Genomic DNA, 24,744 nt, shown 5'->3' on the forward strand with positions numbered 1-24,744 from the left:
GGCTTTCTAGGTCGGCGATCGTTCACGATCCCAAAGTGTGCATGCCTAATAGTGTTGCACTCGTCCGCCCCACGCCGGTGGCTGCCTCTAAACGGAGGCGCGGTTGACATTTTCTTAACTGTCGATGACCGGACGTCCAACCTCAAAGCCAACTGGCGCGACTATCGTCTGCTGCATAACTATCATCAGTCTCTCGGTCGGTCGTCCGGCTGGCTGGCCTTCCAGGTCTTACCAGTTCCAGCGTGGGGCGCGCTGGTGTCCTTTGGCCGCCTCCTGTGAGGGCAACTGGAACGAGGCCAAAGACATGCTTATTTAGTTCTTCCCTGGAAAGTTGAAGTTCCTCAAGGAGTGGTCTCCAGCCGCCCGCATCATGTACTAGTAGCCGAAACACTTTGCGGATAACTTGAGAGGTCTCCCTAGGAATCCCGTTCGGCTCTGAACGTCGGTAGCCTAGCTGGGACAGCCTCTTGGCTGTAACCCTGTACTTCCAATCAGACAGCATTCCCAAAGAATGCAACCGGTATGTCAGCGCCATCGCGGCTACCTTCCAGCGCCGCTTAGCTACTAAGATCTGCTCAGGGGTCATGTTGTGAACGGTGTGTGCCAACACATCGGCACGTGGCATCAGAAATGCGGACGCGAAAGCTTGCGCTTCCTCCTCGGCCTCAATCCCGTGCGGAATCCGGTGCTCCGAATGCAGAACAAGGTGGCCTAGTTCGTGGGCGGCGTCGAATCTTCCCCGCTCACCGCTCTTGCTCGTGTTTAGGAAGATAAGGGGTTTTCCTTGATGTCGGAAGGAATACGCATCTACGTCCTGGCAATCTGTCGCTAGAGAAAAGATGCGGATTCCATTCGCCTCAAGTAGGTGCAAGACATTAGGAATGGGGGATTCTCCGAGTCCCCATTCTGCCCGCAGGCGCTCAGCAGCCTCCTCGGGCGTGAGATGCGGGAAGGTCGGCAGGTTAGCGGCGGGTAGCCGGAAGCGCTTCTCTATCCATTCGTTGATTAGTAGAGCAACCCTACCGGCACTTAGAGCCGCATCCCGGTCTAGAGCCGTCATCTTTGATAGAGCGCGGAAACTAACGGCCTCGACAGGGATTTCCTCGGCCATGGGGCCGGTTAGGAAGCTCTCAGGCACGTGTAGGGCGGAGGCGAGCGCGGCCAGATTGCTGGCACTGGGCTGCTTATGCCCATTCTCGTATGCCGTGAGGCTGCGCACGGATATATCGGCGGCTGCGGAAAGACTGGCAAGGGTCATCCGTCGCCTCTTTCTTGCAAGCACGAGCCGCGACGGCGTTGCCATTAAAAGTCTCCCCTTGCTAGTTAGGCCATCTTTCAGCGCCAGTCCACCGCGATGTCGAGGTCGTCCTGGTCTTCTTCCTCATCCAGGAAGATGTCCAGCGAATTCGGGCCACCGGGATAAGGAACCGGCTCAAGCATGATTCTTTCTTCCCACTCCGCCACTGTCTTGCAGTTGATGTCAGTCGGAAGCGAAAGTTCGGCGTGTAACTCTTCTCCATGGCGTCGGTAGAGAAGGACCCAAAGCGGCATGTCCGCGAAAGCACTGGCGCGGACATGGACAGCGTCATCGCTGGCGAGCCGCAAGCCAGGAATCACCGGTTGCGGAGAAGGACCGAACAAACGGCTGTTGACCTTCACCAGGCTCGCGAAGGCAGCGCCCTTCGGGTTCTTCGTACGTACCTTGCCGTGGGGATCGCCGATGGCTCCGGAGCCGCTCACTGCGGTCAAAGCGAAATCCCGGGTCGGGTTGATGGCCCGCAAGATCTGATCAGCGTTCGTTGCCAACCACTGCTTAGGCTTGACGCCCTCCCGAAAGTAGCGGTTGAGCCGACTCCAGAAGATGAAGGCCGAAGCGCTCGGGGCATCGAGCGCGGTGCATGAGCGAGCGTCGCCGATCGCGAGGTCGATCGGCGTCAGCAGGTCGTCAGGATCCAGACCCAGGGTCTCCAACCTCTGGTTCGCCTCCGTGCCGACGCGCCAAACCTTGGTCACTGCTCCTCCTCAGGGGTTCCAAAAAACCTACCTCAGCCGAGGGCAAGTTTTTGGAACCCCGCTGGGCGTGTCGCACCCGCCTGGCCGCAACTATGCAACATGCGTTCGACTCGCGTCAAGATCCACGGCGGGTGGGGCCTCAGGCCATCACGTCTGCGGCTCTGGCCTGGCCGATCGCGTGCCGTATCCGTGTCGTGGGGTAGGCGATGGGCCGCACATCGGCAGGTCAGAGCCACGAGCTTCGTGGTCTTGAAAACCGGTAAGGCAGCAATGTCTTCGTGGGTTCGAATCCCACACCCTCCGCGCGTACTGGAAGCGCACTTCTGGCCGATTGCTATGTCTGTCCGGGGTGCCGGCCTTGAGGGCCGATCCTGTCGCTGGGAGCGGCAAGCGGGGCAAGCTCGGCGCCCTCACTGCGGCGGAGACGCCACGAAGGATCCCTTGCCCTGATGGGTCTCGATCAGGCCGCGTTCGCCGAGGATCCGTAGGGCGAATTTGATCATAGTGTTGGAGATGCCGTACTGGACGGTGAGCTGGGCGATCGACGGCAGCTTGTCGCCGGGCTTGAGCGTCCCGGCCTGGATCGACGTGGTGATGTCGTCCACGACCTGTTCGTACAGCGGCTTGCGGCGGTGGTTCATGGCGGGCCACCTCTCGTCGGCCCTTTCAGGTTGCCAGCCCAACACGCGCACTATGACGCCTGTGTTGACTGAGGTTGAGACAAGCGCAGACCCGACGGTACGCATCCGATCTATGGTGGCCGGCCACCTATCCCGGACGGCGATCGCTACCCGATTCCGGCCTCACCTCAACTCGTCGCACGTAGGCAACTCGTTGCCGGCTGGATTGTCGCCGGCATCGTTCTAGTCATGCTCGTGGCCGGAATCGCTGGGTGTATCCCGTGGCGTCCATGTATGACGAGGTGGGGATGCTGAAGGTGGCAGTGGCGGCGGGCGTCGTCCTGAGCCGCCATCGCGACGGTCAGTGCGAGGTATGCGGGCCGGCCGGCTGCCCGGATCTGGAGTGGGCAGGGCCAGTGATGGAGGCGTGGGAGCAGGAGTGGGTGACGGTAGCCGACGAAGCGGCGCGGTCGACGTGACTGCCACCCGCCTCAGGTGCTCTCCGGCGGGCGCTTCTCCTTCTCCTCGCGGATCTTCTCGTCGGCGAGCCGGTCCAGTGCCCGGCGGCGTTCGTCGCTGAGGGCCGCCTCGTCACGGCGACGCACGGCATCGATGACGGCGGTGATGAAGTCACGCCAGACCCCGGCCAAGAGACTCCTTCGCTAGATGTTGCAGGGTGACAACCGCTGTGAGGTGCTCTCGGTTACGGCGGACTTGGGGCCGGTTCTGTCGAATGTCAGCGCGTCACAGGGTATGAAAGGGGCGCAGAACACCACTTCCACCGGAAGGACCTGTGTCGATGACCCTGGAACGTCCCATCGCTCCGGACCCGTACGAGCTGCTGCCGACCGTCGCCTCCTTCACGCTGACCAGTGACGATGTACAGAACGGTGAGCCGATGGACGCCGCTCACGCGCACGGCAGCACCGGTGGCGACAACGTCTCGCCGCATCTGGCCTGGTCGGGCTTCCCGGCGGAGACCAAGGGTTTCGTGGTGACCTGTTTCGACCCGGACGCACCGACCGGCAGTGGTTTCTGGCACTGGGTGCTTGTCAACCTGCCGGCCGATGTGACGGAGTTGCCGCGCGGCGCGACCGAGAACGATCTGAAGGGCGCGTTCACCGTACGCAACGACTACGGGGAGCACGGCTTCGGCGGCGCCGCGCCGCCGCCCGGTGACCGTCCGCACCGGTACGTCTTCGCGGTGCACGCCCTCGACGTCGAACGTCTCGACGTCACACCGGAGGCGACCCCCGCCTACGTCGGCTTCAACCTGGCCTTCCACACCCTGGCCCGAGCCACCACCCGCCCCACCTACCAGATCGCCGGCTGACCCACCCCGGTCCCGGCCCCCATCCTCGGTTGATCATGAGGTTAGCGGCGGACTCGATCTTCAAAAGTGCCGCTAACCTCATGATCAACGGGGCGGGTTCGGGGGTGGGGAGCGGGTTCAGGCGGGGGTGCGGGCTACGGCGAAGACGGACTGGCCGAAGGGCGGGCGGACGAGCTGCTCGGCGGCCTTGGTGGCGGGGAGGACCAGGGTGTCGTAGACCTTCACCATCGGGCCCTCCTTCGGCATCAGGCGGAAGACCTTGGTGGCCATGAAGTAGCCGATCAGGCCGAGCGCGTTCGCGTAGTGGATCTTCTCCACCCGCAGGCCCGCCTCGGTCATCGCGTCGGCGAGGGTCTTCTTCGTGTACCGCCGGACGTGGCCGGTGGCGATGTCCGCCGGGCTCATCGCGAACTGGAACGCCGGCACGATGATGACGACGGCTCCGCCGGGCCGGACCAACTGGCCCATGCTGCGCAGCGCTCCGACGTGGTCCTCGATGTGCTCCAGCACGTTGTACGAGACCGCGGCGCTGTAGTCACCCCGCTCCGGGTTGGGCAGCAGCATCTGGCGTACCTCGATCGAGGGCCGGTCGGCGAGGCGCTCCTTGAGGGCGATGAGGCGGTCCGGGTCGGCCTCGGTGGCGGTGAACCGGGGGAAGTTCTCGCTCCACTCCAGGGCGTAGTCGCCGAGGCCGCTACCGATCTCGATGGGGTTGTCACCCAGGTAGGGCACGGCCAGCTCGACGAACCAGCGCCGGTGATTGACCGCCGTGGCGAGGCCCTCCAGGACCTCGGACTGCACGCGCTGATCCCCAGTGATTTCTGCCATGCGTCGATTCCTCACGATACGACTCGACCCGCGCCGGGACCGACTGAGTGAACCATCCGCCCGGACGGCGGGGATATCGGGGCCCGCGATAGCCGATTAACGGTCGGGGTAGGTGCACGATCGGTGGTGGCCAGCGAACTCGACCGATACTACGCCAGTGGCCGGAACCCCGCACGCTGGCGACATTGGCCGACTACGCTCCGAATTGTTATGACTACTCCCGATTCGGGCCGACCTGACGCGCAGTCCGAGGCGGGGGGTGCTGCGGCCCGACCGGGGCGCGTGTCCGGCGGGCGTGGCTGGTGGAAGGACGCCGTGGCGGTGGCGAGCTTCGCCGCATTCGGCTTCTGGATCACCGCCAGGATGTGGCTCAATCCCGACGACGGCATTCGGGACAATCCGACCGACATGGCGCAGTTCGAATGGATGCTCGCGCACGGTGCCCGGGTTGTCACGGAATTGACCTATCCGTTCTCGTCGGACCGGATGAATGTGCCGGAATCGGTCAATCTGATGGCGAATACGTCGGTTCTGTCCGTCTCGCTGCCGATGACACCGATAACAGTGCTGTTCGGCACCCGTGCCGCGTTCCTGCTCTTTCTCACCCTCGGCATGATCGCCACTGCCACCGCCTGGTATTTCCTGCTCTCCCGCGTGGTGGTGCCCGGTTCGCGCTGGCCGGCCTGGCTGGGCGCGACGTTCTGCGCGTACGCGCCAGCCATGGTCTCCCACGCCAACGCGCATCCGAACATCGTGTCGCAGTACGTGGTGCCGCTGATCATCTGGCGTACCCTGCGGCTCGCCGAACCCGGGCGTTGGCTGCGCAACGGTCTGCTGCTGGCCCTGGTGATCGTCTGGCAGGCGTTCCTGAACCTGGAGATCCTGCTGATGACCGCGATCGGCCTCGCCGTGGTGATCGTCGCGATGGTGATCGGTCGGCCCGAGCTGCGGGCCCGGGTCCGGCCGTTCTCCGCCGGGCTCGGCATCGCCGCCTTCGTCTCCGCCGTGCTGCTGGCCTACCCGCTGTACGTGCAGTTCTTCGGTCCCGGCGCCTACCACGGGCTGCCTCGGCTGATCCGCGGCTACTCCACGGACCTGGCCTCGTTCTTCGCCTACTCCCGCGAGTCGTTGGCCGGTGACGCCCGCAGCGCCGCCGGACTGGCCAAGAACCCGACCGAGGAGAACGCCTTCTTCGGCTGGCCGCTGGTGATCCTCGTGATGGCGCTGGTGTGGTGGCTGCGGCGCAACGCCGTGGTGATCGGCCTGGCCGTCCTCGGGCTGCTCTTCGCGGTGCTCTCGCTCGGCCGGGAGATCCGCTTCGACCGCCGCGGAACCGGCGTACCCGGGCCGTGGGCGCTGCTGGAGGACCTGCCGGTGCTGCACTCGGTGGTGCCGACCCGCTGGGCGCTGGCCATCACCCCGATCATCGGGCTGATTCTGGCGTACGGCGCGGAGAAGGTCCGCGAGTTGGCGGCCCGGCATCCGGACCGCCGGTCGCAGATCCGCTTCGCCGCGGTGACCGGGCTGGCGATGGCGCTGGTACCGGTGCTGCCCACGCCGCTGCCGACGAAACAGCTCGAACCGGTCCCCGAGTTCGTCACCTCCGGCGCCTGGCGTCCCTACCTGGCCGGCGGGCGCAGCGTGGTGACCCTGCCGCTGCCCGACACCGAGTACGCCGAACCGCTGCGCTGGTCCGCCCGTACCCGGCAGGAGATGCCGATCGCCCGTGGCTACTTCCTCGGCCCGGACACCCGGCCGGGCCGGGACCGGGTCGCCCTGTTCTCCGCGCCCCCTCGGCCCACCAGCAACTTCTTCGAGACCATCCGGCGCACCGGTGAGGTGCCGCCGATCAGCGAGCAGACCCGCCGGGAGGCGGTGGAGGACCTGCGGTACTGGCGGGCCGGCGTGGTGATCCTCGGGCCGCACGAGCACGCCGACGCGTTGCGTACGGGGATGACCGAGCTGACCGGCATCGAGCCCGGGTACGCCGGCGGCGTCTGGATCTGGGATGTGCGCCCGCTGACGGGATGAGCGACGGGCAGCTCAACTGCGGATGCAGCAGCCCTGGCAGACCTTCGGCTTGGGCAGGGTGAAGGCCAGGCAGCAGGTGCGGCGCTGGACGATCGGCTCGCCGTTCGGCCCGGGCACCAGCTCCACCAGGTCGGCCAGGCCGAGCGCGTCGAGCAGTGTGTCGATCGCCCCGACCGTGGAACCGGGCAAGCCGTCGGCGGCACGGAGCAGCCCGTGGGCGATGCCGGAGGCCACCGAGCCGAGGAGGGTACGCGCACCGATCCGGACCTCGCCCTGGATCGCGGAGACCACCGGCGACAGGTGCCCGTCCAGGAGCGTGGCGCGCAGTGCGGCGAGCAGCTCCCGCTCGTCGGCCACCACTCGGACCTGGGGCAGCCCGGCGAGCGCCAGCGGATCGTTGGGCAGCACCGCGACCGGGATCGACTCGCGTAGTCCGACGGTCACCAGGGCGCGTCGGTCGACGAAGTGGATCAGCGTCTCGGTGTGGTCGAGCAACGGCACCCGCCGAGCGGCGGCCCAGCCGAGCACCACCGGCAGCGCCGCCCAGTAGCTGTACGCCTTCCAGGCCAGCGCGGCGGAGGCATGTGGGGTGCCACCCCAGAGCCGGGCGGCCGAGTCGAGCAGTTCCGGCAGTCGCGTACCGGTCAGGGTGGTCGCCGGGGCCCAACCGGCCTCGTCGACGACCAGCAGGCCCGGCGCCAGCCCGGGGAGATCGTCGGTGCCGAACATGGCCCGCAGGGTCGCGGTGACCGGGGCCAGGGGTGTGGTGGCCGGGTCCTGGAGGGGCAGCACCGCTGTCACCTGATCCACCCCCGCGTCACCTGACCCACCCGATCCGAAGCTTCCATGGCTTGCACTAAGGCTAGCCTAACCACACTTTTGGGCGCAGCGGAACCCGACGGTGGGATGAGGTGGGCGACCCGGGTCACGGGCAGCATGAAAACTACGCACGGTGTCGACCTGGGGACTCGGGGCAGTATCGGTATGAATCACTCAACAGTCAAGGTTCCTGTCGACTAGGTGCCAGATGTGTGTGCGGCCGGCGACTCAACGTGAAACTTGGTACTCCCGGCCACGAGGAAGCTGATGACGACCTCACCGCTCGATCGGGCTGCCGACTCCTTCGCCGCCGAACTCGCCCGGCACCGGACGGAGCGGGGGCTGTCCAAGAAACAACTCGCCACCCTGATGGGATTCGACCCCTCGTACGTCAGTCACGTCGAGGGACGCCGGCACCGACCGACGGAGGACTTCGCCCGCCGCGCCGAGGCCGTCCTGGAGGCCAGCGGCGCGATCTGGCAGCGCTTCCGGGAGTACGACGACCTCCGCCACGCCCGCAGCGAACGCAGCCACCGGGAAGCCAGCCTGCCCGGCCAGTGGATGCCCCCCGGCACCGGTCTGATCGTCGAACGCGAAACAGCCGTCCTCACCCACACCGACGACGCCTACCGCTGCGTGATCCGTCGTGAGCTGTACAACGCCGGTGTCGAGCCGGTCACCCGCTACCTGATCCGCGTCGCCGTGGACCGTTACCCCAGCGATCCGGGCCGTTCCAACCGCCACCACCGGGAACACCCGCTCAGCTTCGCCGAGCTGCAACTGGTCGCGTGCCGCGAGGAGTCCGGCGAGCGCGAGGCCATGCACTGGCGTGCCAAGCACGACCGGGACGCGTTCAAGGAGATCTGGCTGCTCTTCGAGAACGGCGAACGCCGCTTCCCGCTCTACCCCGGCCGCCGCGCCACCATCGAGTACGCGTACACCGTCGGGCAGGACAAGTGGGGGCCGTGGTTCCAGCGCGCGGTCCGCGTACCGACCCGGCACCTCGCCGTACGCCTGGACCTGCCGGTGGCACTGGATCCACAGGTCTGGGGCGCGGAGACCTCGCTCTCGGCGGAGGAGGGCCCGCTGCGGACGGCGGTGACCCGTAGCGACGAGGGTGATCGGGCGATCTTCGACTGGGCGACCGACGAGCCGCCGCTTAACGCCCGGTACCGGTTGCAGTGGCGATTCCGGACGCAACCGGAACCCGACGCCGACAGTGGGCGTGTCCGACCGTCGGACCGGATGCGTGGGCTCGGCATCGTGCAGCGCGGCGCCGACCTGCTGCGGCAGCCGGCTCGCCCGTTCGACCTGCCACGCGAGGAACCGGTCGCCCGGGAGGTCGTCGACCGGCTGGTCACCGCGCTGGCCCGGCTGGACGAACTGCACCCCTTCACCAAGGGGGTGGGGATCGCCGCCCCGCAGCTCGACATCGACCGGGCTGCCGCGGTGGTCCGCCCGCCGGACCGCACCGCCGAACCGGTCGTACTGCTCAACCCCCGGGTGGTCGACGCGGCACCACACACCGACGAGCAGTACGAGGGGTGCCTCTCCTTCTTCGACCATCGCGGTCTGGTGCCGCGACCGCTGCGACTGGACGTCGAACACGCGCAGTTCGACGGTGGTCGGATCATCACGTCCTTCGAGTTCGGCATGGCCCGGCTCGTCGCGCACGAGATCGACCACCTGGAAGGCCGGCTCTACGTCGACCGGATGGCACCCGGAGTGCCGCTGGTGCCAATCGAGGAGTACCGCGAATCCGGCCACCCGTGGCGCTACTGACCGGGCTCGACTCCGGTGCGCGACCCCGCCCGCCCGGGTGGGAACGACGGCCGGACGGGCGAGGTGGCGCGGGGCGGTGCCGGGCCGCCCGATCGGGGGGACCGGGGCGCGTGCCCCAGGGGGCAGGGGCACGCGCCCCGGTTCGGGGGGAGCAAAGCTCTACAGGTTGCCGAACGTGTCGTACCGGGTCCGCTGCGGCGGTACGTCGTCCGCGGCGAGCACCCGGAGCGTGGCACGGACCATCGGTGCCGAACCGGAGACGAAGCAGTCGTGCGTCGTCCACGGCCCGTACCGGGCCACCACGTCGGAGATCTCGCCCTGCTCGCCGTCGAAGTCCGGGTCGTCGCTGCACGCCGGAGTCACCGAGAGCCACGGGTGGGCGGCAACCAGCTCCCGCAGCCGGTCCAGACCGTAGAGGTCCGCCTCGGTCCGGGCGCCGTAGAAGACGTGCACCCAACGGGCCCGGTTGTAACCGGCCAACTCCTCGACGAGCGCCTTGATCGGGGCCAGCCCGACGCCACCGGCGACGCAGAGAATGTCCCGCTCGGACGAGCGGTCGACAGTCATCGACCCCATCGGCGCGGCCACCCGCAGCAGGTCGCCCGGCCCGGTCCGCCGGACCAACGCGCCGGAGACCCAACCGGCGGCGTCGGCCGGCGTACGCACGTGGAACTCCAGCACGTTGTCGTCGTTCGGCGCGTTGGCGATCGAGTACGTCCGCCACACCCGGGGGTGGTGGCGCGGCACCTCCACGCTTACGTACTGACCCGCCTTCCAGGTCAGCGGGTGTTGCAGCGCCCGGCAGGTGAGGACGGCCGTGTCCGGGCCGTACCGCTTGTGGGTCAGCACCTCGGCGTGCCAGAACGGTGGGTCGTTGTCCGCCGCCGCCCCGGCGAGCATCCTCTCGGCGATCGCCGCGTACGCGTCCCGCCACGCCTGGTCGTACTCCAGGTTCCAGCCGTCGCCGGCAGTGCTGCGCAACGCGTCCAACAGCGCCACGCCCATCGTGTCGTAGTGGGCCGCCTCGACGTGGTACTTGCGGTGGTCCCGGCCGAGCGCACGGAGGAACTCGTCGAAGCCCTCCGGGTCGTCCACCGTGTGGATCGCCGCGATGATCGCTTCGAGCAGCCGGTCACCCTGGCCGGTCATCTGCACCGGGAAGAGCCTGCGCAACTCGGGGTCGAGGAGGAATAGCCGGGCGTAGAAGTGACCGCTCATCCGGACCCGGTCCTCCTCGACCAGGGTCCAGCTCTCCTTCAGCAGCCGCGCGAAGTTGTCCACCGGGGGCGCTCCTTCTTCTGACGGCGGATCGGGCCCAGACAGAATCTCCACGGAGCGTGTATGAAGGTCGCACAGAATGTGCGATCGCATCGTGAGGGCTGCTCGCCGGAGGGCGGGTGTCACCCGAACGCCTCCGGTCGGGCAGAGTGGTCCGGTGACCGTTGAGCTCACCCGCCCGGTGTCCCGCCGGACGCTCGGCACCGAGACGGTGCTGGTACTCGGCCTGTCCCTCGGGCAGTCGGCCGTCTACGCCGCCGTGTCGATCATCGCGAAGTTGACTGCCGAGGGCGGCCTGTCGCGGCAGACCGCCGCGTTGAACACCTCCGCGTCGGCCCGCCCCTACCTGGACCTGACGTACCAGCTGCTCGGCATCGTCTTCGCGCTGCTGCCGGTGCTGCTCGCCGTACACCTGCTGGCGCGGGACCCCGGCGATCCGGTGCGGACCCTCGGCCTGGACGCCGGACGGCCCAGGTCCGACCTGGCCCGGGGCGCCGGGCTGGCGGCGCTGATCGGACTCCCCGGCCTGGCACTGTTCTGGGCGGCGGCCCAGCTCGGCATCAACGCCACCCTGGTGCCGGCGGCCCTGCCCGACCTGTGGTGGACGGTGCCGGTGCTGATCCTCGCCGCGTTCCAGAACAGCATCCTGGAGGAGGTGATCGTGGTCGGCTACCTGATGACCCGGCTGCGCCAGCTCCAGTGGCGGGTCGGCGCGATCATCGCCACCAGCGCGCTACTGCGCGCCTCGTACCACCTCTACCAGGGGTTCGGCGCGTTCATCGGCAACGCGGTGATGGGGGTCGTGTTCAGCCTCTTCTACCTGCGTACCCGCCGGGTGATGCCACTGATCGTGGCCCACGCCCTGCTCGACATAGTCGCCTTCCTCGGTTACGCCCTGCTACCCCGAGAATGGTTCACCTGGCTCTGACCGGCCCCTGGCCGCCCGCGCTTCGCCGCAGCTCCCCGGCACCCTCCGTCCCGCCAGCCCCCCGTGCAGCCCCTCGTGCAGCCCTCGGCAGCCCTCGTGCGGCCCCTCGTAGTCGATCAAGAGGTTTGCGTCTGCCCGACCGGCGTGTCGTGACGAAAGCTCCTTGGTCAACCGGCTCTCGTCGGCGGCTCACGGCTCACGGCTCACGGGCAGTCGGTCAGTGGGCTGAGGTGGGCGTTTCGCTGACGGGGCGGCGGGGTGGTCGGTAGAGGGTGGCGGCTCGGGCGGCCAGGCGTTCGGCCCCCGCCGAGTTGCCGGCCGCCGCGGTCAACGCCGCCGTACCCGGCAGCAGCCGGGAGACCAGCCGCAGCGCCAGCCAACCACCCGCCTGAGCAGCCAGCGGGGCCGCCAGTCGCCAGGCCGCCTCGACCGCCCGGAGTCCGGGCTCCTCCTCCGGTCCCTGCGCCGCCCGTGCCGCCGCCACCGCCGACCCCGCGCTCGCCACGTCCGGGTGCACCTGGGTCAGCGTCAACAACTCCGCCGCCCGATCCGGATGCGCCGGATCATGGCCGTACGCCGCCGCCAGGTGCAGCACCAGGTTCGCCTGCGACCAGAGCACCGCCGCCAGTTCGACCACCGGTGCGAAGACCCCGGTCAACGCGGCCGTCGCCCCACCGACGCCGGCCTGCCGGACGAAGCGCCGGGTGGCCAGCCGGGCCAGCCCGTCCGCACCCGCCCCCGGGTACAACTCCCGCAGCCGCCGGACCCATTCGGCCGCACCGGGTCCGAGGACCTCCACCGCGGTCAGGGCCAGCAGCTCCGGAGCGAAGCCCGGATGGTCGACCACCCGCGCCACGAGCACCCCCAGCTCCGATTCCGGCGTACGCCCCGAAATGCCGCGCCCGGTGCTGTCGCTGAGCGGTACGGCCCCGGCCGCAGGCACCACGACGACACTGCCCGGCACTCCGGACCCGGGCTCACCAACCGCCCTGTCCGTGGCCGTCCCGCTCGTGGTGGTTCCGCTCGTGGTGGTTCCGCTCGTGGTGGTTCCGCTCGTGGTCGTGTCGCCGGTGACCGGTCCGCTCGTGGTCGTCTCACTGGCGGTCGTGTCGCTGTTGGTCGTGTCGCTCGTGTCGCTCGTGGTCGTGTCGCTGGTGGCTGTCGCGCTGGTGGCCGGTTCAGCGGTGGCCGTTCTACGGGCAGCCTTCTTCGTGGCTTTCCGGGCCGCCTTGACCGGTACTGTCTCGGTAGCGGCCGCCGCCGTCTCGGTAGCGGTCGGAGCAGCCTCGCCCGGGCGGGTAGCCGCGCTGGTTGCCGTTCGCCGCGTGGCCTTCCGCGTCGGTTTTTTGACGCCGGTCGCCTCGCTGGTCGGCACCGGTGCCTTCTCGTCGCTCGCCCCGGCCCTTCTTCGCGCCGCTGTCGTCCTGGCAGCCGCTTTCCGCGCCGGAGCCTTTCCGGGGCCGGCCGCTTCGCCGTCCATCTGCTCGGCGTCAGCCTTGCCAGTGTCGACGGGGCGGGTATCGCTTGTCCGGACGGTCGTTTCGCTGTCGGCAGTCCCGGTGTTCGTCTTCACGGTGTCGACGGGCCGGTCGTCGACCGTCGAATCTTCGATACCGGAACCGGCAGATCCAACCGTGGGCTCGGAAGCCCTCACCTGCGTCGGCAGTGCCTTGTTCGTGGTCGACTTCCGGCGGGCGGGTCGGGCGTCAGCCGGAGCCACGTCCGCTTCAGCGGAGTCCGAACCCGCTGCCGCCGCCCGGCCGGGGTGACCACGGCGACGCGACGCAGGTATCGACGTCGCGTCGCCAACCTTCCCGGCGGCCGGCGACGCCGGGCGCTCGCTCGGCCCCGTCGCCCCGGTGCCGCCAGTGAAAGGTGGCACCGGGGCGGTCGAAGGCCCGGATGCGGCCGGCCCGGACTGGCGCGGTAACGGCTGCTCTGGCGTCGGTGGCGGCTGAAAGAGCACGCTCGGTGCCGCCTTCGACCGTCGAGGACGGGACCCCACGGAGTCCTCCTGTTCCTCCGGGGGCGGCGGTGCCGGCGCCGGAGGCGGCGTGAAGGTCGCCTTCGGGGAGCGTCGGCGGGCTCCCTCAGCAGGCTCACGGCGGTTCTGCTCGCTGGGCGGCTGCTCCTGCATGTCGATGGAGCGTAGTCCTGATCACAGCAACGCACAGCGGGAGACGTCCCGGACCCTCGCTGCGGCTCGTTCCGGTAGTCGCTTTGCTCCCGGCCGGGCGCGGCCTGTATCCTCGGGCGCGGTGGTCTGCGGGCCACCTGGGAGACTTCGCCTAGTCTGGTCTATGGCGCCGCACTGCTAATGCGGTTGGGGTCTTAAAGCCCCTCCCGGGTTCGAATCCCGGAGTCTCCGCGCGAAGGCCGGGTGTGTAGACTGGCCGAGCACCAGCGCCCGTAGCTCAACGGATAGAGCATCTGACTACGGATCAGAAGGTTAGGGGTTCGAGTCCCTTCGGGCGCGCAAGATCATAAGGGGTCCGGGCTGCGGGAACGCGGCTCGGACCTTTTCTGTTGTCCACCTCTGTGGACGGTGGGTGTGACGTGGGTGCCACTCGGGTGTCATCACGTTCCGTGACCGTACGTCCTGTGGTGGCTGCTTGACCTGCGGCTTCTTTCGCTTCGCGGATGCCTTGGAGGTCGGAGTACGTGCCGCTGGTCGGGGCTGGGGTCGGTTGGGCGGCCGTTTTTGCGGATCTTGTCTCGGGTGCGGTGTGCGGCTATGAAGCGCTAATCCTGGCCTCAGCTTGGTCGGGGACCATGAGCAGCAAGGCATCGACTGGAAGGGGGCGGGCCGGCGTGCGGATCATGATCGCGGATGATGACGCGGCCATCCGTGAGTCGTTGGAGCGGGTGCTCCAGGTCGAGGGTTACGACACCAGCACCGTCGCCAACGGTCTCGCCGTGCTCGACGAGGTCGGTGGGGTCGGCGGTGAAACGCTGGATCTGCTGATCCTCGACGTGATGATGCCCCGCCTCGGCGGGTTGGAGACCTGCCGGCGGTTGCGGGCTGCGGGTCGGGATCTGCCGGTGCTGATGCTGACCGCCCGTGACCAGGTCTCCGACCGGGTTGCGGGGCTGGACGCGGGTGCCGACGACTACCTGCCCAAGCCGTTCGCCACCGAGGAGTTGCTGGCCCGGGTGCGGGCCCTGCTGCGCCGGCGCACGCCGGGCGACGGTGAGTCGCAGATCCTGTCGTTCGCCGATGTCCGGCTCGATCCCGACAGGTTCGAGGCGTGGCGGGGCAGGCGGCCGCTGCGCCTGACCCGGACCGAGTTCTCCCTCCTGGAGGTCCTCATGCGCAACGCGACTCGGGTGTTGACCCGCGACGCGCTGTTCGAGGCGATCTGGGGCTTCGACATGAGCGCCACCGCCAACAACCTCCAGGTATATGTGAGCTATCTGCGGCGCAAGTTGGAGGCCGAGGGTGAGCCACGATTGATCTACACGTTGCGCGGCCTGGGTTACACGTTGCGGGAGACTCCTCCGTGAGCAGGCCCGCCGGCCGGGAGCTGCGCCGGTTGACCCGATGGTGGCGCCGGCGGTCGCTGCGGACCAGGCTGACAGTGATCGCGGCGACGGCCATCGCCGTCAGCGTGTTCATGGCCTTCCAGGTATCCAGTGAGCTGCTGGACTGGCAGCTGCGGGACACCGCTGAGAATCAGCTGCGCGCCGACTCCCGCGTCCTGGTGGCGACCGCTGAGCGCGCCGGTCTGGCGCAGGTTCCGCTACCGCCGTATCCCGGATCCGGTCCGCTGGTGCGGGTCATCCTGCCCGACGGCTCGACCCGGACGCCGGCCGGCCAACCCGCGCTGCCCCCGGTCAGCGAGCACGCCGGGCGCGTGGCGCAGGGCGGCTTGGCCGACCTGATGGAGTCGAACGACAGCGACGAGGACGGCTACGTCATCTACACACTCCGGGCGGGCGACGGCGCGGTCCAGGTGGCCCGCGTCGTTGACGACAGCCCGGTCAACCAGTTCGGGTTCGGGATGCTGCTGATCGGGCTGCTCTGCGTGGTCGGTGGTGCCCTTGTCGGGCGGACCGTGGCGCGGACCGGGCTGGCACCGATCGACCGGCTGACCGCCGCCGCGGAACGTGTCGCGCACACCCGGGATCTCGACGCCCACATCCCGGATGAAGGCGGTGGCGAGATCCGGCGGCTGATCCAGTCGATCAACGACATGCTCGCCGCGCTCCGGGACTCCCGGCAGGCCCAGCGGCTGCTCGCCGAGGACGCCGCCCACGAGCTCAAGACCCCGCTCACCAGCCTGCGCCTCAACGTCGAGCTGCTGATCCGGCTCGATCGGCGCGGCACCCTGGACAGCGCACTGCCGGCGGAGAGCCGGACCCGCCTGCTCAACGATCTCGGCGCCCAGGTGGCCGAGTTGAGCACCCTTGCCGCCGAGCTGACCGACCTGGCCCGCGGTGACGTCAGCGACGAAAACACCGAGCTGCTCGACCTCGCCGACGTGGTGGTGGCCGCCGCGACCCGGGCGCGTTCCCGCGTGCCCGACATTGAGATCGCGCTTGACCTCACCTCCTTGTGGGTGAGCGGCCGTCCCGCTGCGCTTCAGCGGGCGGTGCTCAACCTCATCGACAACGCCGGCAAGTGGTCGCCCGCTGACCAGCCGGTCCAGGTCCGGCTCCGTGCCGAGGGCGCGTCGGCGGTGCTCGAGGTCGACGACGCCGGGCCGGGCATCGACGCCGCCGACGTACCGCGGGTGTTCGACCGGTTCTACCGTGCCGACAGCGCCCGGGCGTTGCCAGGATCCGGTCTCGGGCTGTCGATCGTGCAGCGGGTCGTCAACGCCCACGGCGGCCGGGCCAGCGTCGCCCGCTCCGCGCGCGGTGGCGCGTTGCTCCGGGTCGACCTTCCGCCCGCGACTCCGCCCGCCTCGATCGCGCGCCGCGCGGCCGGGGAGGACAGCGCGGTGCGCTGATCCGCCCCCACCCGGCGGCGTAGGACAAGGGACGGCTGCCCTCAGGCATGGCCCCGCGGCGCTCACTGTCGGGCAGCACCACGAGCACTGCTGGGAACAGTGGCAGCATGGCCACCAGCGCGCACTGGATGCCGGCTGCACCGATCGGGCCCAATCCGCTGGTGCTGTTCAGGTCGGTGACGAGCTGACAGAGCAGGCCGGCGATCACGGTGGCAGCGGACGCGACGATGGTCGTCGCCGCGCCGCGTTCTGGTCGTTGACCGTGATGCCGAAGCCCTTGACGAGCAGGTAGACGATCGCCGGGCTCGTCTGCTTCAGACCGGGATGGTGGACGGCTGATGTGGCGCACCCGGCTGCACCGCAGCGGGGAGCGTGGCAGTTTCAGCTAGGACGACAACATCGCGTTCCTGGACCAAGCCCACCAACGGCTGGACGCGCCGATCGTGCTGGTCTGGGACAACCTGAACACCCACGTCAGCGTGCGGATGCGGACCCTGAGCGCGGTCATCCGGCGCGGTCGCCGCTCGGCGGCGGCGCAACACGTAGCGGACCAGTTCGCCGAGCGCGGTGATGGACAGTGCGAGACCGAGGCCGACCGTCAGGCCCAGCATCGAGTTGGATTCGAAGGCGGCGCCGCCGAGGTAGCCGATGTGATTACCGACGAAGGCGCCCAGCGCGGCGAGCACGATGATCAGCGGAAGCGACGGGATGCCCGACACGGCGAAGACCGCCGCCGCGATGACGACCGACTCCGACGGCAGGAACGGCAGGAACGCGTCGAGGATCGCCAGCGCGAGGATCGCCAGATAGATCACCGGAGAGGTCATCGCGTTCTCGATCATGGCCATCAGATCCATCGGGACCGCTCCTCCCCTTCGAGCACCCAGGCGCAGAGCCCGACTACGACGAGCACGAGCGCCAGCAGAACCCGTTCGGCCAGGCCCGCGAACGGAAGAAGGCCTTGGCCGAGCAGCACCGCCGGCCCGTTCATCGCCGCGAACGCGACGCACGCGGCGAACGCGGACCACCCGGCCGCGCGCAGCCAGCGGATCCGGGCCGGGTCGGCCCCGCGCCCCGCACGCTTGGCGATGAGCAGGGCGAAGAGCGGTGGCAGCGCCGCCATCAACGCCGCGCCGATGCGATGCAGCCCGGCGGCGACGCCCGGTTCAGTCCCCGGCAGGTTCGTGGGGAACACCACCACCGCGAGCAGGGACACGCACCAAACCGACAGCAGCACGGTGAGGGGCCAGGCCGGTGGCAGCACGCGCCGGGCGCCGGCCAGGAGCCATGCGCCGGCTGCCGCGAGCCCGCACGCCGACAGGGCCAGCAGGACGGTGCCCGGCACGGTCCGGATCGATTCGCTGACCATCTGGTCCACCGGGTCGACGTCGCCGACCAGCAGCAGGCCCGCTCCGGCCGCTGTGCCCAGGCCCAGGCTCAGCTGGACGTTGCGGTACCAGCGGGAGGTGCCCGCCCGGACGATCGTCGCTGTCATGCGGCGACCTCGGCGGGCGCGGGCGCCTCACGGGCCGGCCGGATCCGGTAGAGCTGCTCGAACGCGGACACCGTGCGGGTCTGGTCGTGCTGCTCGGCCACGGCACGAGCCCGGTGCCCCAGCTCTTCCGCGTGCTTCGGGTCGCAGAGCACGGTGAGCAGTCGCTCGGCGAGCACGACAACGTCGCCGGGCGGGAACAGGTAGCCGGTCTCCTCGTCCCGTACGAGGTGGGGCAGGGCTGCGGCATCGGCGCCGATCACGGGCCTTCCGCTGGCCATCGCCTCGAGCGTGACCAGGCTCTGCAGCTCGGCGGTGCCCGCGTTGACGAAGACCGTCGACGCCGCGTATGCGGAGGAAAGGTCCTCGTCAGGGATGAAGCCGGTGAACGTGACATGCTCGGCGACGCCCAGTTCCCCGGCGAGCGACCGCAGCGTCCGGTCCTCGGATCCGGTGCCGACCAGGAGCAACTGGACGTCGAGGGAGCGCCGCACCAGCGCGAACGCCCGCATCACGACGTCGAGGTTCTTCTCGGCGTCGAGCCGGCCCACGTACGTGATGGTGGGCTTGTGCGCGAGGCTGTAGGCCCATCGGAATTCGGCCGCGGGCGCCTGCTCGCGGAAGCGGGCGAGGTCGATGCCGCACGAGATGGGCAGGACCGGCTCGGACACACCGGAGACGACGGCGAGCGCGGCGGCGTACGGGGTCGGGGCCGTGACGATGTCTGCCTTGGCGAACACCCGGGCGGCGTCGCGCCATGCCCACGCGTGCGCCCTCGTCCGGCCAGCGTCGCCGATGGGCAGGTAGTGGATCAGGTTCTCGGGCATGAAGTGGTTGGTGGCGATGACGAACAGGCCGCGCTCGCGCGCCGCGTCGACCAGCGCCCGGCACAGCGGGAAGTGGCTCTGCACGTGCACCACGTCGGGCTGGACCTCGTCGAGGATCCGGCGGGCTGCCGCGCGCAGCCCCAGTGGCGGACAGAACCGGAAACGTGAGTGGCCCGGCACCGGCAAGGACCGCACGCGGTGCTCGACGACGCCGTCGCTGGACATGCCGGCATGGTTGCGGGTGTCCGTCGACGGCGCGACCACGTGCACGTCGTGCCGGGCGGTCAGTGCCACGGCAAGGCGCTGGGCGAAGTAGGACGCCCCGTTGACGTGCGGGGCGTAGGTGTCGGCACCGATGAGGATGCGCATGGGACAACTACCTTTCGTCGGTGGTGTCGCTTGATGACGAGGTGGAAGACAGCGACCGGCACGGCGACGACCGCGGTGAGCAGGAAGATGCCGCCGGGCAGTGCGAGCAGGCCGGACAGCTGGCTGCCGAGCAGAGCGCCAAGACCGATCAGCACCAGGCCGCGTACGGCGGCGGTGGCGCCCACCCAGGCGGCGAATCTCCGGTACGGGAGCCCGGCGAGTCCCGCGGACACGAACGCCGGGAGGGCGAAGACGTCGACGAGCTTGGCGGTGATCACCAGCCGCGGCAGTGACATCCTGGCCAGCCGGTCGAGCAGCACCGTCGCCTTGAGCCTGCTCAGCAGGGACGCCACCCAGGGCCGCCGGGCCGACCGGCCGACGAGGTAGAGCAGGCTGTCGCCCACCACCTCGGCCAGCGCGACGATCACCCAGATCGGCCAGAACGCCGCAACGCCGGCGCCGACCAGGGTGCCCGCGGTGATCGTCGCGGCCGGCCCCTCGATGAGCACGAAGAGACCGAGCACCAGGTAGGGGTGCTCGAGCACGGCCTGTGTCAGATCCATGCCGAGAAGCTTCGGCCGAGGGTTCCCGACCGGTCGTCCCTGCGCGGGGCCGACCGATGTAGCTCCGTGGTAGGGAATCCGATCACCGACCAGGGCACCCACCGGCCTGCCAACCGGCCGGCCGGCGCTTGCCCGGGCGGCGCTGCGTTGACTGTCATCACTAGCCCCCTAGGTACGGGTCACGTCGCTTGTCTGAGGGCTACTGATACCGAGCGAATCTGAGGCGACCGTTAATGCGGCGCTCACGCCGGGCGGCCGAACCAGGTGCCCAGGGCACGCATCAGGGCGGTGGCGTCGAGGTCCTGCCCGGCAGACGAAGTCCAGGCGACGCAGCCGTCGGCCGGATGAGCAACGTGTCGACGTCCACCTGGTCCGTGCGCGCGGTGACGGTGTTGACCCGTGCGGTCCACGCGTCCGCGGTCGATCCCGCCGGTCTTGATGTTCCAGGTGACGAAGCGCAGCGTCACGTACGCATCTCGGCCGGCGCCGCCCGCACGTTCGGCCGTAGCACCCACCACAGCAGGCCGACCCAGAGCGCGGTCAGGATCGCGGCGCCGAGCAGATCGGTCGGGTGGTGCATGCCGCGGTACATCCGGGACAGCGCGACACCGGCCGGCATTACCACCGCGAGCACCACGGCGAACCAGCGCCACCGGCTGCTCACTCGGTCCATGATCAGGACCGCGATCGCCACCCAGATGCACATCGTCGCGGCGATGTGCCCCGACGGGAACGACGACGTGGGCATCGGGCTGTCGAACTGCGGCACCGGCGGGCGGTCCCGCTTGACGCTGGCCGCGGTGCACAGGAACAGGATGAGTTCGCCGACCATGGTGAGCACCAGGAACACCACCGGTCGCCACTGCCGCCACACGGCCAACGCGATCGTGCAGAACACCAGCGAGATGACCAGGATGGCGCTGGTGTCGCCGGCCTTGCTCCACACCCAGCTCACGTCGTCCAGGGTGGGCGTGCGCAACGTCTGCAGCCACCGGACCACGCCGTCGTCGAAACGTCCCAGCCAGGTGCCCTCGGTGTGGTTCGTCAACAGGTAGCCGACGACGTACAGGATGCCGAACGTGAACACCCAGCCGGTCAGGATCTCGGTGGCCTTGACCCACCGGTGCGGGATCGGGCGGCTGGAGTCCGGCACCGGGTTGATCGCCTCGGCGGCCTCCGGCTCCGGGCCGTCGTCGAGCGGCGCCACCGGGTGCCCCGCCTCGCGGCGCCACAGCCGGAACGCGTACGCCGTGACGCTCAGCCACAGCGCGCCGAGCAGCCAGCCGGCCAGCACGTCGGTCAGGCAGTGCACGCCGAGCGCGATCCGGGTCACCCCGATCGCGACCACGAGCAGCGCGATGGCCGCCGTGAACAGCTTCCGGTAGCGCACCGCGGGCAGGAACACGAGCAGCAGCGCGCCGTAGACCACCATCGACCCGAGCGCGTGCCCGCTCGGGAAGCTGTTGCCGGGCGCGATCGCCACCGGCACCTCGACCACCGGGCGCAACCGGCCGACCAGCGACTTCACCGACGGGTCGAGCAGCAGCGCGCCGACGGTGGTGGCCAGCAGGTAGACGGCGAGGCGGACCCGCCGACGCACCAGCAGCAGCAGCGCGGCGACGCCGACCAGCCAGAACATGACCGGCCGCCCGCCCAGCCGCGTTGCCCCGTTGAGCGCGTTCACCAGGTACGGCCGGGGCGACACGACCTCGTTGAGCTCCCGGGCGACACCGCGGTCGACGTTCGCCACCGGCTCCAGGTGTAACCGGACGAGGAGCACCAGCAGCCCGAACCCGAGCCCGATCGCGACGACCAGCAGCGGCACCCAGTGGCCGGCCAGCCGACCGGGCGGCGCTTCCCCGGACGGCGCCGCGTCGGCTGCCATCGATGGCCTCCAGGTACGAGCTACATCGCTTATTCGATGCCGGCTTCGTACCGAGCGAATCTGAGACGACGATTAATGGACGTGCGGGCGGCGAAGGTGAAGCGGCACCGTGGTACCGCCTCTCTGCCGAGGATGACGACCGCAGTACGACGAAACAGGACGGAATCGGGCCTAGCGTTCAGGCTATGACGAAGCTTGACAGTCCACTGCGGAGGTGCGGGGCGGCCACCATGGCGCTGGCGACGGCGTTCGCTGTCGTCGCCTGCGGGTCGGACGCCGACAACCGTTCTGCGCCCGCCGCGACCGGATCGCACAGTGCGCACGCGGGCGGGTCGTCGGCTCCACCGCAGCCGCTGCGCGCCGGCGAGCGGTTCGTCGACCTGAAGATGGCCGAGGCATACACGCCCGCGCCGCCGGAGGGCGGCACGGACGAGTACCGGTGCCAGATGATCGATCCGGGCCTGACCAAGGCGGCGTTCCTGACCGGGACCCAGTTCACGCCGGAGAACGTCGCCATCGCACACCACGCCATCGTGTACGCGGTGCCGCCGGGCGCCGCTGCCGTGGTGCGCGAGCAGGACGCGAAGACCCCCGGCCCCGGCTGGCAGTGTTTCGGCGGGACCGGCGTGCCCGGCGCCGAGGTAGAAGATGATGACGCGGCGTGGGTGGACACCTGGGCGCCGGGCGCCACGGAGACGCTGCTCGACCAGGACGCCGGCCACAAGCTGGAGCCGGGCAGCCTGCTCATCCTGCAGATCCACTACAACCTGCTCGCGACCGACGGCAAGCCGGCCGGGTCGGACCGCTCGGCGGTGCGGCTGCGGCTGACGGACGGCACGCCGCAGACCCGGGAACTCGAGACGTGGTCACTCGATGCGCCGACCGACCTGCCCTGCGCCGCCGACGAGTCGGGTCCGCTCTGTGACCGGGCGACCTCGATCGCGGACGTGACGAAGCGGTTCGGGTCGGAGGTCGGCGAAATGGCGGACCGTCAGGTGGAGGAGTGTAACCAGGGCGGCGCGCCGAAGCCCGGTGACACCCAGACCTGCGACCACGAGGTGGAGGCGCCGATGACGCTGTTCGCCGGTTTCGGCCACATGCACATGCTCGGGCGGGCGATAAAGGTCGAACTCAACCCGGGCACGCCGAAGGCCAAGGTCGTGCTGGACGTGCCACAGTTCGACTTCGACAACCAGCGGCTGATGAAGCTGCCGTCGCCGGTGGAGATTGGCCCGGGGGACACGCTGCGGGTGACGTGCACGCACGACGCGGAGCTGCGCAAACGCGTGCCGCAGCTGAGCAAGCTGCCGCCGCGCTACGTGGTGTGGGGCGACGGCACCAGCGACGAGATGTGCATCGGCATCATGACGGTCTCCCCCCGCAAGTCCTGACGAAGTGTCGAACGTGTGTGAGCTCATTGAGGTCAACAAGCCGAAAAGACAGCTCTGAGCTCACACACGTCCGCACCGAACTCACACCCGTGCGGCGTCGCGGCGGTCGGGCAGGCGGTGACGTGGGCGGCTGCACGTGGACCCGACAGCGGAGCGGTCGATTACCCGGAGCGGATCGGCCCAGAGCGGATCGGCCCGGAGCGGTGCGGCTGGGAACTACGATCGCGCCCCTCAGGGACGCGCGAGATGAAGCGCTAATTCGGCCGGGTGAGCCTCAGGTCGTAGGCGAGGGTGACGGCCTGGATGCGGTCCCGTGCGCCGATCTTGGCGAGGACCCGCCCGACGTGGGTCTTCACCGTCGACTCCGACAGCGTGAACCGTTGTGCGATCTCGCCGTTGGTGAGGCCGTGGCCGATGGCGACGAGGATCTCGTGCTCGCGGTCGGTCAGGGAGTCAAGCCGGGGATCCTGCCGCACGAGGCCGCAGAGGTCATCGTCGAGCCGGTCGACGAAGGCGTCGAGCAGCCGCCGAGTCAGCGCCGGCGCGATCACCGTGTCCCCGGCGGCGACGGCCCGGATGCCGGCGAGCAGCTCCTCCGGGCGGGTGTCCTTGAGTAGGAAACCGCTCGCCCCGGCTCGCAGCGCGGCGAGCGCGTACCGGTCCACGTCGAACGTCAGCATCAGGATCCGCGACCGTCCGCCGGCGGCGACGATGCGCCGGGTGGCCTCGATCCCGTCGACGCCCGGCATGCGAATGTTCATCACCACCACGTCGGGACGCAGCTCGGTGATCCGCCGAACGGCCTCGGCGCCGTTCTCGGCTTCGCCGACGATCTCGGTGTCGGGGGTGCTCTCCAGCAGCATCCGAAACCCGAAGCGCTGCAGCGGCTGGGGCTCCACCACGAGCACAGTGATCATGAATGGCTGCCTTTCAGGGTCGCGTGGACGCTCCAGCCGCCGTCCGGTGCGGGTCCGGCGCTGAACGTGCCGCCGTAGAGCGCGGCACGTTCGGCCATGCCGGCGGGGCCGAGACCCGCGTCGCCCCTTCATACCGAGCGAACCTGAGACGACTGTTAAGACCAGTGACGTAGGGTGCGCATGCGCCGACGTCGTACTCCCACACGTCTGGGTGGACCGGGGCGATCTTTCCCACCGCCATCAGCAGGACCTGGTGCTCTGTGTCGCCTGGGCCTTGTCTGCCTTGGGCAGGATCTCGCGGCCCTCACGCTGGTGCGTGTGCTGACACCTGGTTCGGCCGACCGGCCTGAGCGTCGTTTTAACAGTCGTCTCAGGTTCGCTCGGTAGGAAAGTCGGCATCAGATAAGCGATGTAATCCGTGTGTAGGAGCTAGGTAGTGATGGCGGCCAACGCAGCGCCGTCCGGGGAGCGCCGGCCGGTCGGTTGGTAGGCCGGTGGGTGCCGTAGTTGGTGATTGGCTCGTGGGTTGCGCTGGCGGCGGTCGTGGTAACGGGCGTGCACGCCCGCGCCACCAAACCCGCTCGCCGAACCGGCATACCGGCACTGTGAACAGGGACAGCACGCGCCAGCTCCCAACCCAGATCGCTCGCCGCGTCCGGACATCAAGCGGTGAGGCAGACCTGCTCCAGGAGACATCTGCGGGTGCCGCCGGGCCT

Annotated in this window: 24 protein-coding genes, 2 tRNA genes and 1 pseudogene; 11 read left to right on the top strand and 16 right to left on the bottom strand. The window is 69.2% G+C overall.

Going from position 1 to position 24,744, the window contains the following annotated elements:
* Nucleotides 1–142 precede the first annotated feature (142 nt).
* The 3 genes from AB0J93_RS25435 to AB0J93_RS25445 form a co-directional block, all read right to left on the bottom strand.
* Nucleotides 143–1,303, bottom strand: coding sequence for an XRE family transcriptional regulator (locus AB0J93_RS25435; RefSeq protein WP_363924839.1), 1,161 nt, complete (start codon nt 1,301–1,303; stop codon nt 143–145).
* A 32-nt stretch (nt 1,304–1,335) separates the two neighbouring features.
* Nucleotides 1,336–2,013: a hypothetical protein gene (locus AB0J93_RS25440; RefSeq protein ID WP_363924840.1), complete on the bottom strand. Its 678-nt coding sequence runs from the start codon at nt 2,011–2,013 to the stop codon at nt 1,336–1,338.
* A 410-nt stretch (nt 2,014–2,423) separates the two neighbouring features.
* A complete protein-coding gene (locus AB0J93_RS25445; RefSeq protein WP_204009039.1) occupies nt 2,424–2,654 on the bottom strand; it encodes a winged helix-turn-helix domain-containing protein in 231 nt (76 codons plus the stop codon).
* A gap of 269 nt (nt 2,655–2,923) precedes the next feature.
* On the opposite strand from AB0J93_RS25445, the gene AB0J93_RS25450 reads away from it, so the two are divergent.
* Nucleotides 2,924–3,112 carry a hypothetical protein gene (locus tag AB0J93_RS25450; protein WP_363924841.1) on the top strand — a complete coding sequence of 63 codons (189 nt, stop codon included), beginning with the start codon at nt 2,924–2,926 and terminating at the stop codon, nt 3,110–3,112.
* Between the two features lie 12 nt (nt 3,113–3,124).
* On the opposite strand, the gene AB0J93_RS25455 is transcribed toward AB0J93_RS25450, so the two are convergent.
* Nucleotides 3,125–3,283 (bottom strand): hypothetical protein, encoded by a 159-nt coding sequence (locus tag AB0J93_RS25455; RefSeq protein WP_363924842.1) that lies wholly within the window; start codon nt 3,281–3,283, stop codon nt 3,125–3,127.
* 149 nt (nt 3,284–3,432) lie between these two features.
* On the opposite strand from AB0J93_RS25455, the gene AB0J93_RS25460 reads away from it, so the two are divergent.
* Complete coding sequence (locus tag AB0J93_RS25460) at nt 3,433–3,966, top strand: YbhB/YbcL family Raf kinase inhibitor-like protein (protein WP_363924843.1); 534 nt, start codon at nt 3,433–3,435, stop codon at nt 3,964–3,966.
* 117 nt (nt 3,967–4,083) lie between these two features.
* On the opposite strand, the gene AB0J93_RS25465 is transcribed toward AB0J93_RS25460, so the two are convergent.
* Entirely contained in the window at nt 4,084–4,794 is a 711-nt protein-coding gene (locus tag AB0J93_RS25465; protein WP_363924844.1) for a class I SAM-dependent methyltransferase, read from the bottom strand.
* Between the two features lie 363 nt (nt 4,795–5,157).
* Between AB0J93_RS25465 and AB0J93_RS25470 the strand changes: the two genes are divergently transcribed.
* Nucleotides 5,158–6,825, top strand: coding sequence for a hypothetical protein (locus AB0J93_RS25470; RefSeq protein ID WP_363924898.1), 1,668 nt, complete (start codon nt 5,158–5,160; stop codon nt 6,823–6,825).
* 12 nt (nt 6,826–6,837) lie between these two features.
* Here the strand turns inward: AB0J93_RS25470 and AB0J93_RS25475 are convergent, their stop codons facing one another.
* Complete coding sequence (locus AB0J93_RS25475) at nt 6,838–7,554, bottom strand: hypothetical protein (RefSeq protein WP_363924899.1); 717 nt, start codon at nt 7,552–7,554, stop codon at nt 6,838–6,840.
* Between the two features lie 357 nt (nt 7,555–7,911).
* Between AB0J93_RS25475 and AB0J93_RS25480 the strand changes: the two genes are divergently transcribed.
* On the top strand, nt 7,912–9,426 hold the full coding sequence (locus tag AB0J93_RS25480; RefSeq protein ID WP_363924845.1) for a peptide deformylase: 1,515 nt from the start codon (nt 7,912–7,914) through the stop codon (nt 9,424–9,426).
* A 159-nt stretch (nt 9,427–9,585) separates the two neighbouring features.
* Here AB0J93_RS25480 and AB0J93_RS25485 read toward each other — a convergent pair whose 3' ends face one another.
* The gene (locus AB0J93_RS25485; RefSeq protein WP_363924846.1) at nt 9,586–10,707 is read right to left on the bottom strand and encodes a globin domain-containing protein; all 1,122 of its coding nucleotides are present in this window, start codon (nt 10,705–10,707) and stop codon (nt 9,586–9,588) included.
* Between the two features lie 154 nt (nt 10,708–10,861).
* Between AB0J93_RS25485 and AB0J93_RS25490 the strand changes: the two genes are divergently transcribed.
* Entirely contained in the window at nt 10,862–11,632 is a 771-nt protein-coding gene (locus tag AB0J93_RS25490) for a CPBP family intramembrane glutamic endopeptidase (protein WP_363924847.1), read from the top strand.
* Between the two features lie 217 nt (nt 11,633–11,849).
* On the opposite strand, the gene AB0J93_RS25495 is transcribed toward AB0J93_RS25490, so the two are convergent.
* A complete protein-coding gene (locus tag AB0J93_RS25495) occupies nt 11,850–12,575 on the bottom strand; it encodes a hypothetical protein (RefSeq protein ID WP_363924848.1) in 726 nt (241 codons plus the stop codon).
* A gap of 52 nt (nt 12,576–12,627) precedes the next feature.
* On the opposite strand from AB0J93_RS25495, the gene AB0J93_RS25500 reads away from it, so the two are divergent.
* From AB0J93_RS25500 to AB0J93_RS25520, 5 genes are all read left to right on the top strand, one after another.
* Nucleotides 12,628–13,401, top strand: coding sequence for a hypothetical protein (locus tag AB0J93_RS25500; RefSeq protein WP_363924849.1), 774 nt, complete (start codon nt 12,628–12,630; stop codon nt 13,399–13,401).
* Between the two features lie 508 nt (nt 13,402–13,909).
* Nucleotides 13,910–14,000, top strand: a tRNA-Ser gene (locus AB0J93_RS25505).
* A 35-nt stretch (nt 14,001–14,035) separates the two neighbouring features.
* Nucleotides 14,036–14,108: transfer RNA gene (locus AB0J93_RS25510), tRNA-Arg, on the top strand.
* A gap of 344 nt (nt 14,109–14,452) precedes the next feature.
* Nucleotides 14,453–15,136, top strand: coding sequence for a response regulator transcription factor (locus AB0J93_RS25515; protein WP_363924850.1), 684 nt, complete (start codon nt 14,453–14,455; stop codon nt 15,134–15,136).
* Nucleotides 15,133–16,584, top strand: coding sequence for a HAMP domain-containing sensor histidine kinase (locus AB0J93_RS25520; protein ID WP_363924851.1), 1,452 nt, complete (start codon nt 15,133–15,135; stop codon nt 16,582–16,584). Before AB0J93_RS25515 ends, AB0J93_RS25520 begins: the two co-directional genes overlap by 4 nt.
* A 58-nt stretch (nt 16,585–16,642) precedes the next feature.
* On the opposite strand, the pseudogene AB0J93_RS25525 reads toward AB0J93_RS25520, so the two are convergent.
* The 7 genes and pseudogenes from AB0J93_RS25525 to AB0J93_RS25555 form a co-directional block, all read right to left on the bottom strand.
* Nucleotides 16,643–16,933 (bottom strand): annotated as a pseudogene (locus AB0J93_RS25525) (MMPL family transporter); the annotation flags it as partial.
* A complete protein-coding gene (locus tag AB0J93_RS25530; RefSeq protein ID WP_363924852.1) occupies nt 16,899–17,441 on the bottom strand; it encodes a hypothetical protein in 543 nt (180 codons plus the stop codon). The pseudogene AB0J93_RS25525 and the gene AB0J93_RS25530, both read right to left, overlap by 35 nt.
* Complete coding sequence (locus AB0J93_RS25535; protein ID WP_363924853.1) at nt 17,432–18,079, bottom strand: DUF998 domain-containing protein; 648 nt, start codon at nt 18,077–18,079, stop codon at nt 17,432–17,434. The genes AB0J93_RS25530 and AB0J93_RS25535 overlap by 10 nt, the downstream gene beginning before the upstream one ends.
* Entirely contained in the window at nt 18,076–19,272 is a 1,197-nt protein-coding gene (locus tag AB0J93_RS25540; protein ID WP_363924854.1) for a glycosyltransferase, read from the bottom strand. The genes AB0J93_RS25535 and AB0J93_RS25540 overlap by 4 nt, the downstream gene beginning before the upstream one ends.
* A complete protein-coding gene (locus AB0J93_RS25545) occupies nt 19,188–19,835 on the bottom strand; it encodes a hypothetical protein (RefSeq protein WP_363924855.1) in 648 nt (215 codons plus the stop codon). Before AB0J93_RS25545 ends, AB0J93_RS25540 begins: the two co-directional genes overlap by 85 nt.
* A gap of 242 nt (nt 19,836–20,077) precedes the next feature.
* A complete protein-coding gene (locus AB0J93_RS25550; RefSeq protein ID WP_363924856.1) occupies nt 20,078–20,302 on the bottom strand; it encodes a hypothetical protein in 225 nt (74 codons plus the stop codon).
* On the bottom strand, nt 20,299–21,720 hold the full coding sequence (locus AB0J93_RS25555) for a phosphatase PAP2 family protein (RefSeq protein ID WP_363924857.1): 1,422 nt from the start codon (nt 21,718–21,720) through the stop codon (nt 20,299–20,301). Before AB0J93_RS25555 ends, AB0J93_RS25550 begins: the two co-directional genes overlap by 4 nt.
* 2 nt (nt 21,721–21,722) lie before the next feature.
* Here AB0J93_RS25555 and AB0J93_RS25560 point away from each other — a divergent pair, with 2 nt between their 5' ends.
* Nucleotides 21,723–23,111 carry a monooxygenase gene (locus AB0J93_RS25560; RefSeq protein ID WP_363924858.1) on the top strand — a complete coding sequence of 463 codons (1,389 nt, stop codon included), beginning with the start codon at nt 21,723–21,725 and terminating at the stop codon, nt 23,109–23,111.
* Between the two features lie 254 nt (nt 23,112–23,365).
* On the opposite strand, the gene AB0J93_RS25565 is transcribed toward AB0J93_RS25560, so the two are convergent.
* A complete protein-coding gene (locus tag AB0J93_RS25565; RefSeq protein ID WP_363924859.1) occupies nt 23,366–24,028 on the bottom strand; it encodes a response regulator transcription factor in 663 nt (220 codons plus the stop codon).
* Nucleotides 24,029–24,744 lie beyond the last annotated feature (716 nt).

It is taken from the genome of Micromonospora sp. NPDC049374 (assembly GCF_040677165.1).
Lineage (GTDB): Bacteria > Actinomycetota > Actinomycetes > Mycobacteriales > Micromonosporaceae > Micromonospora.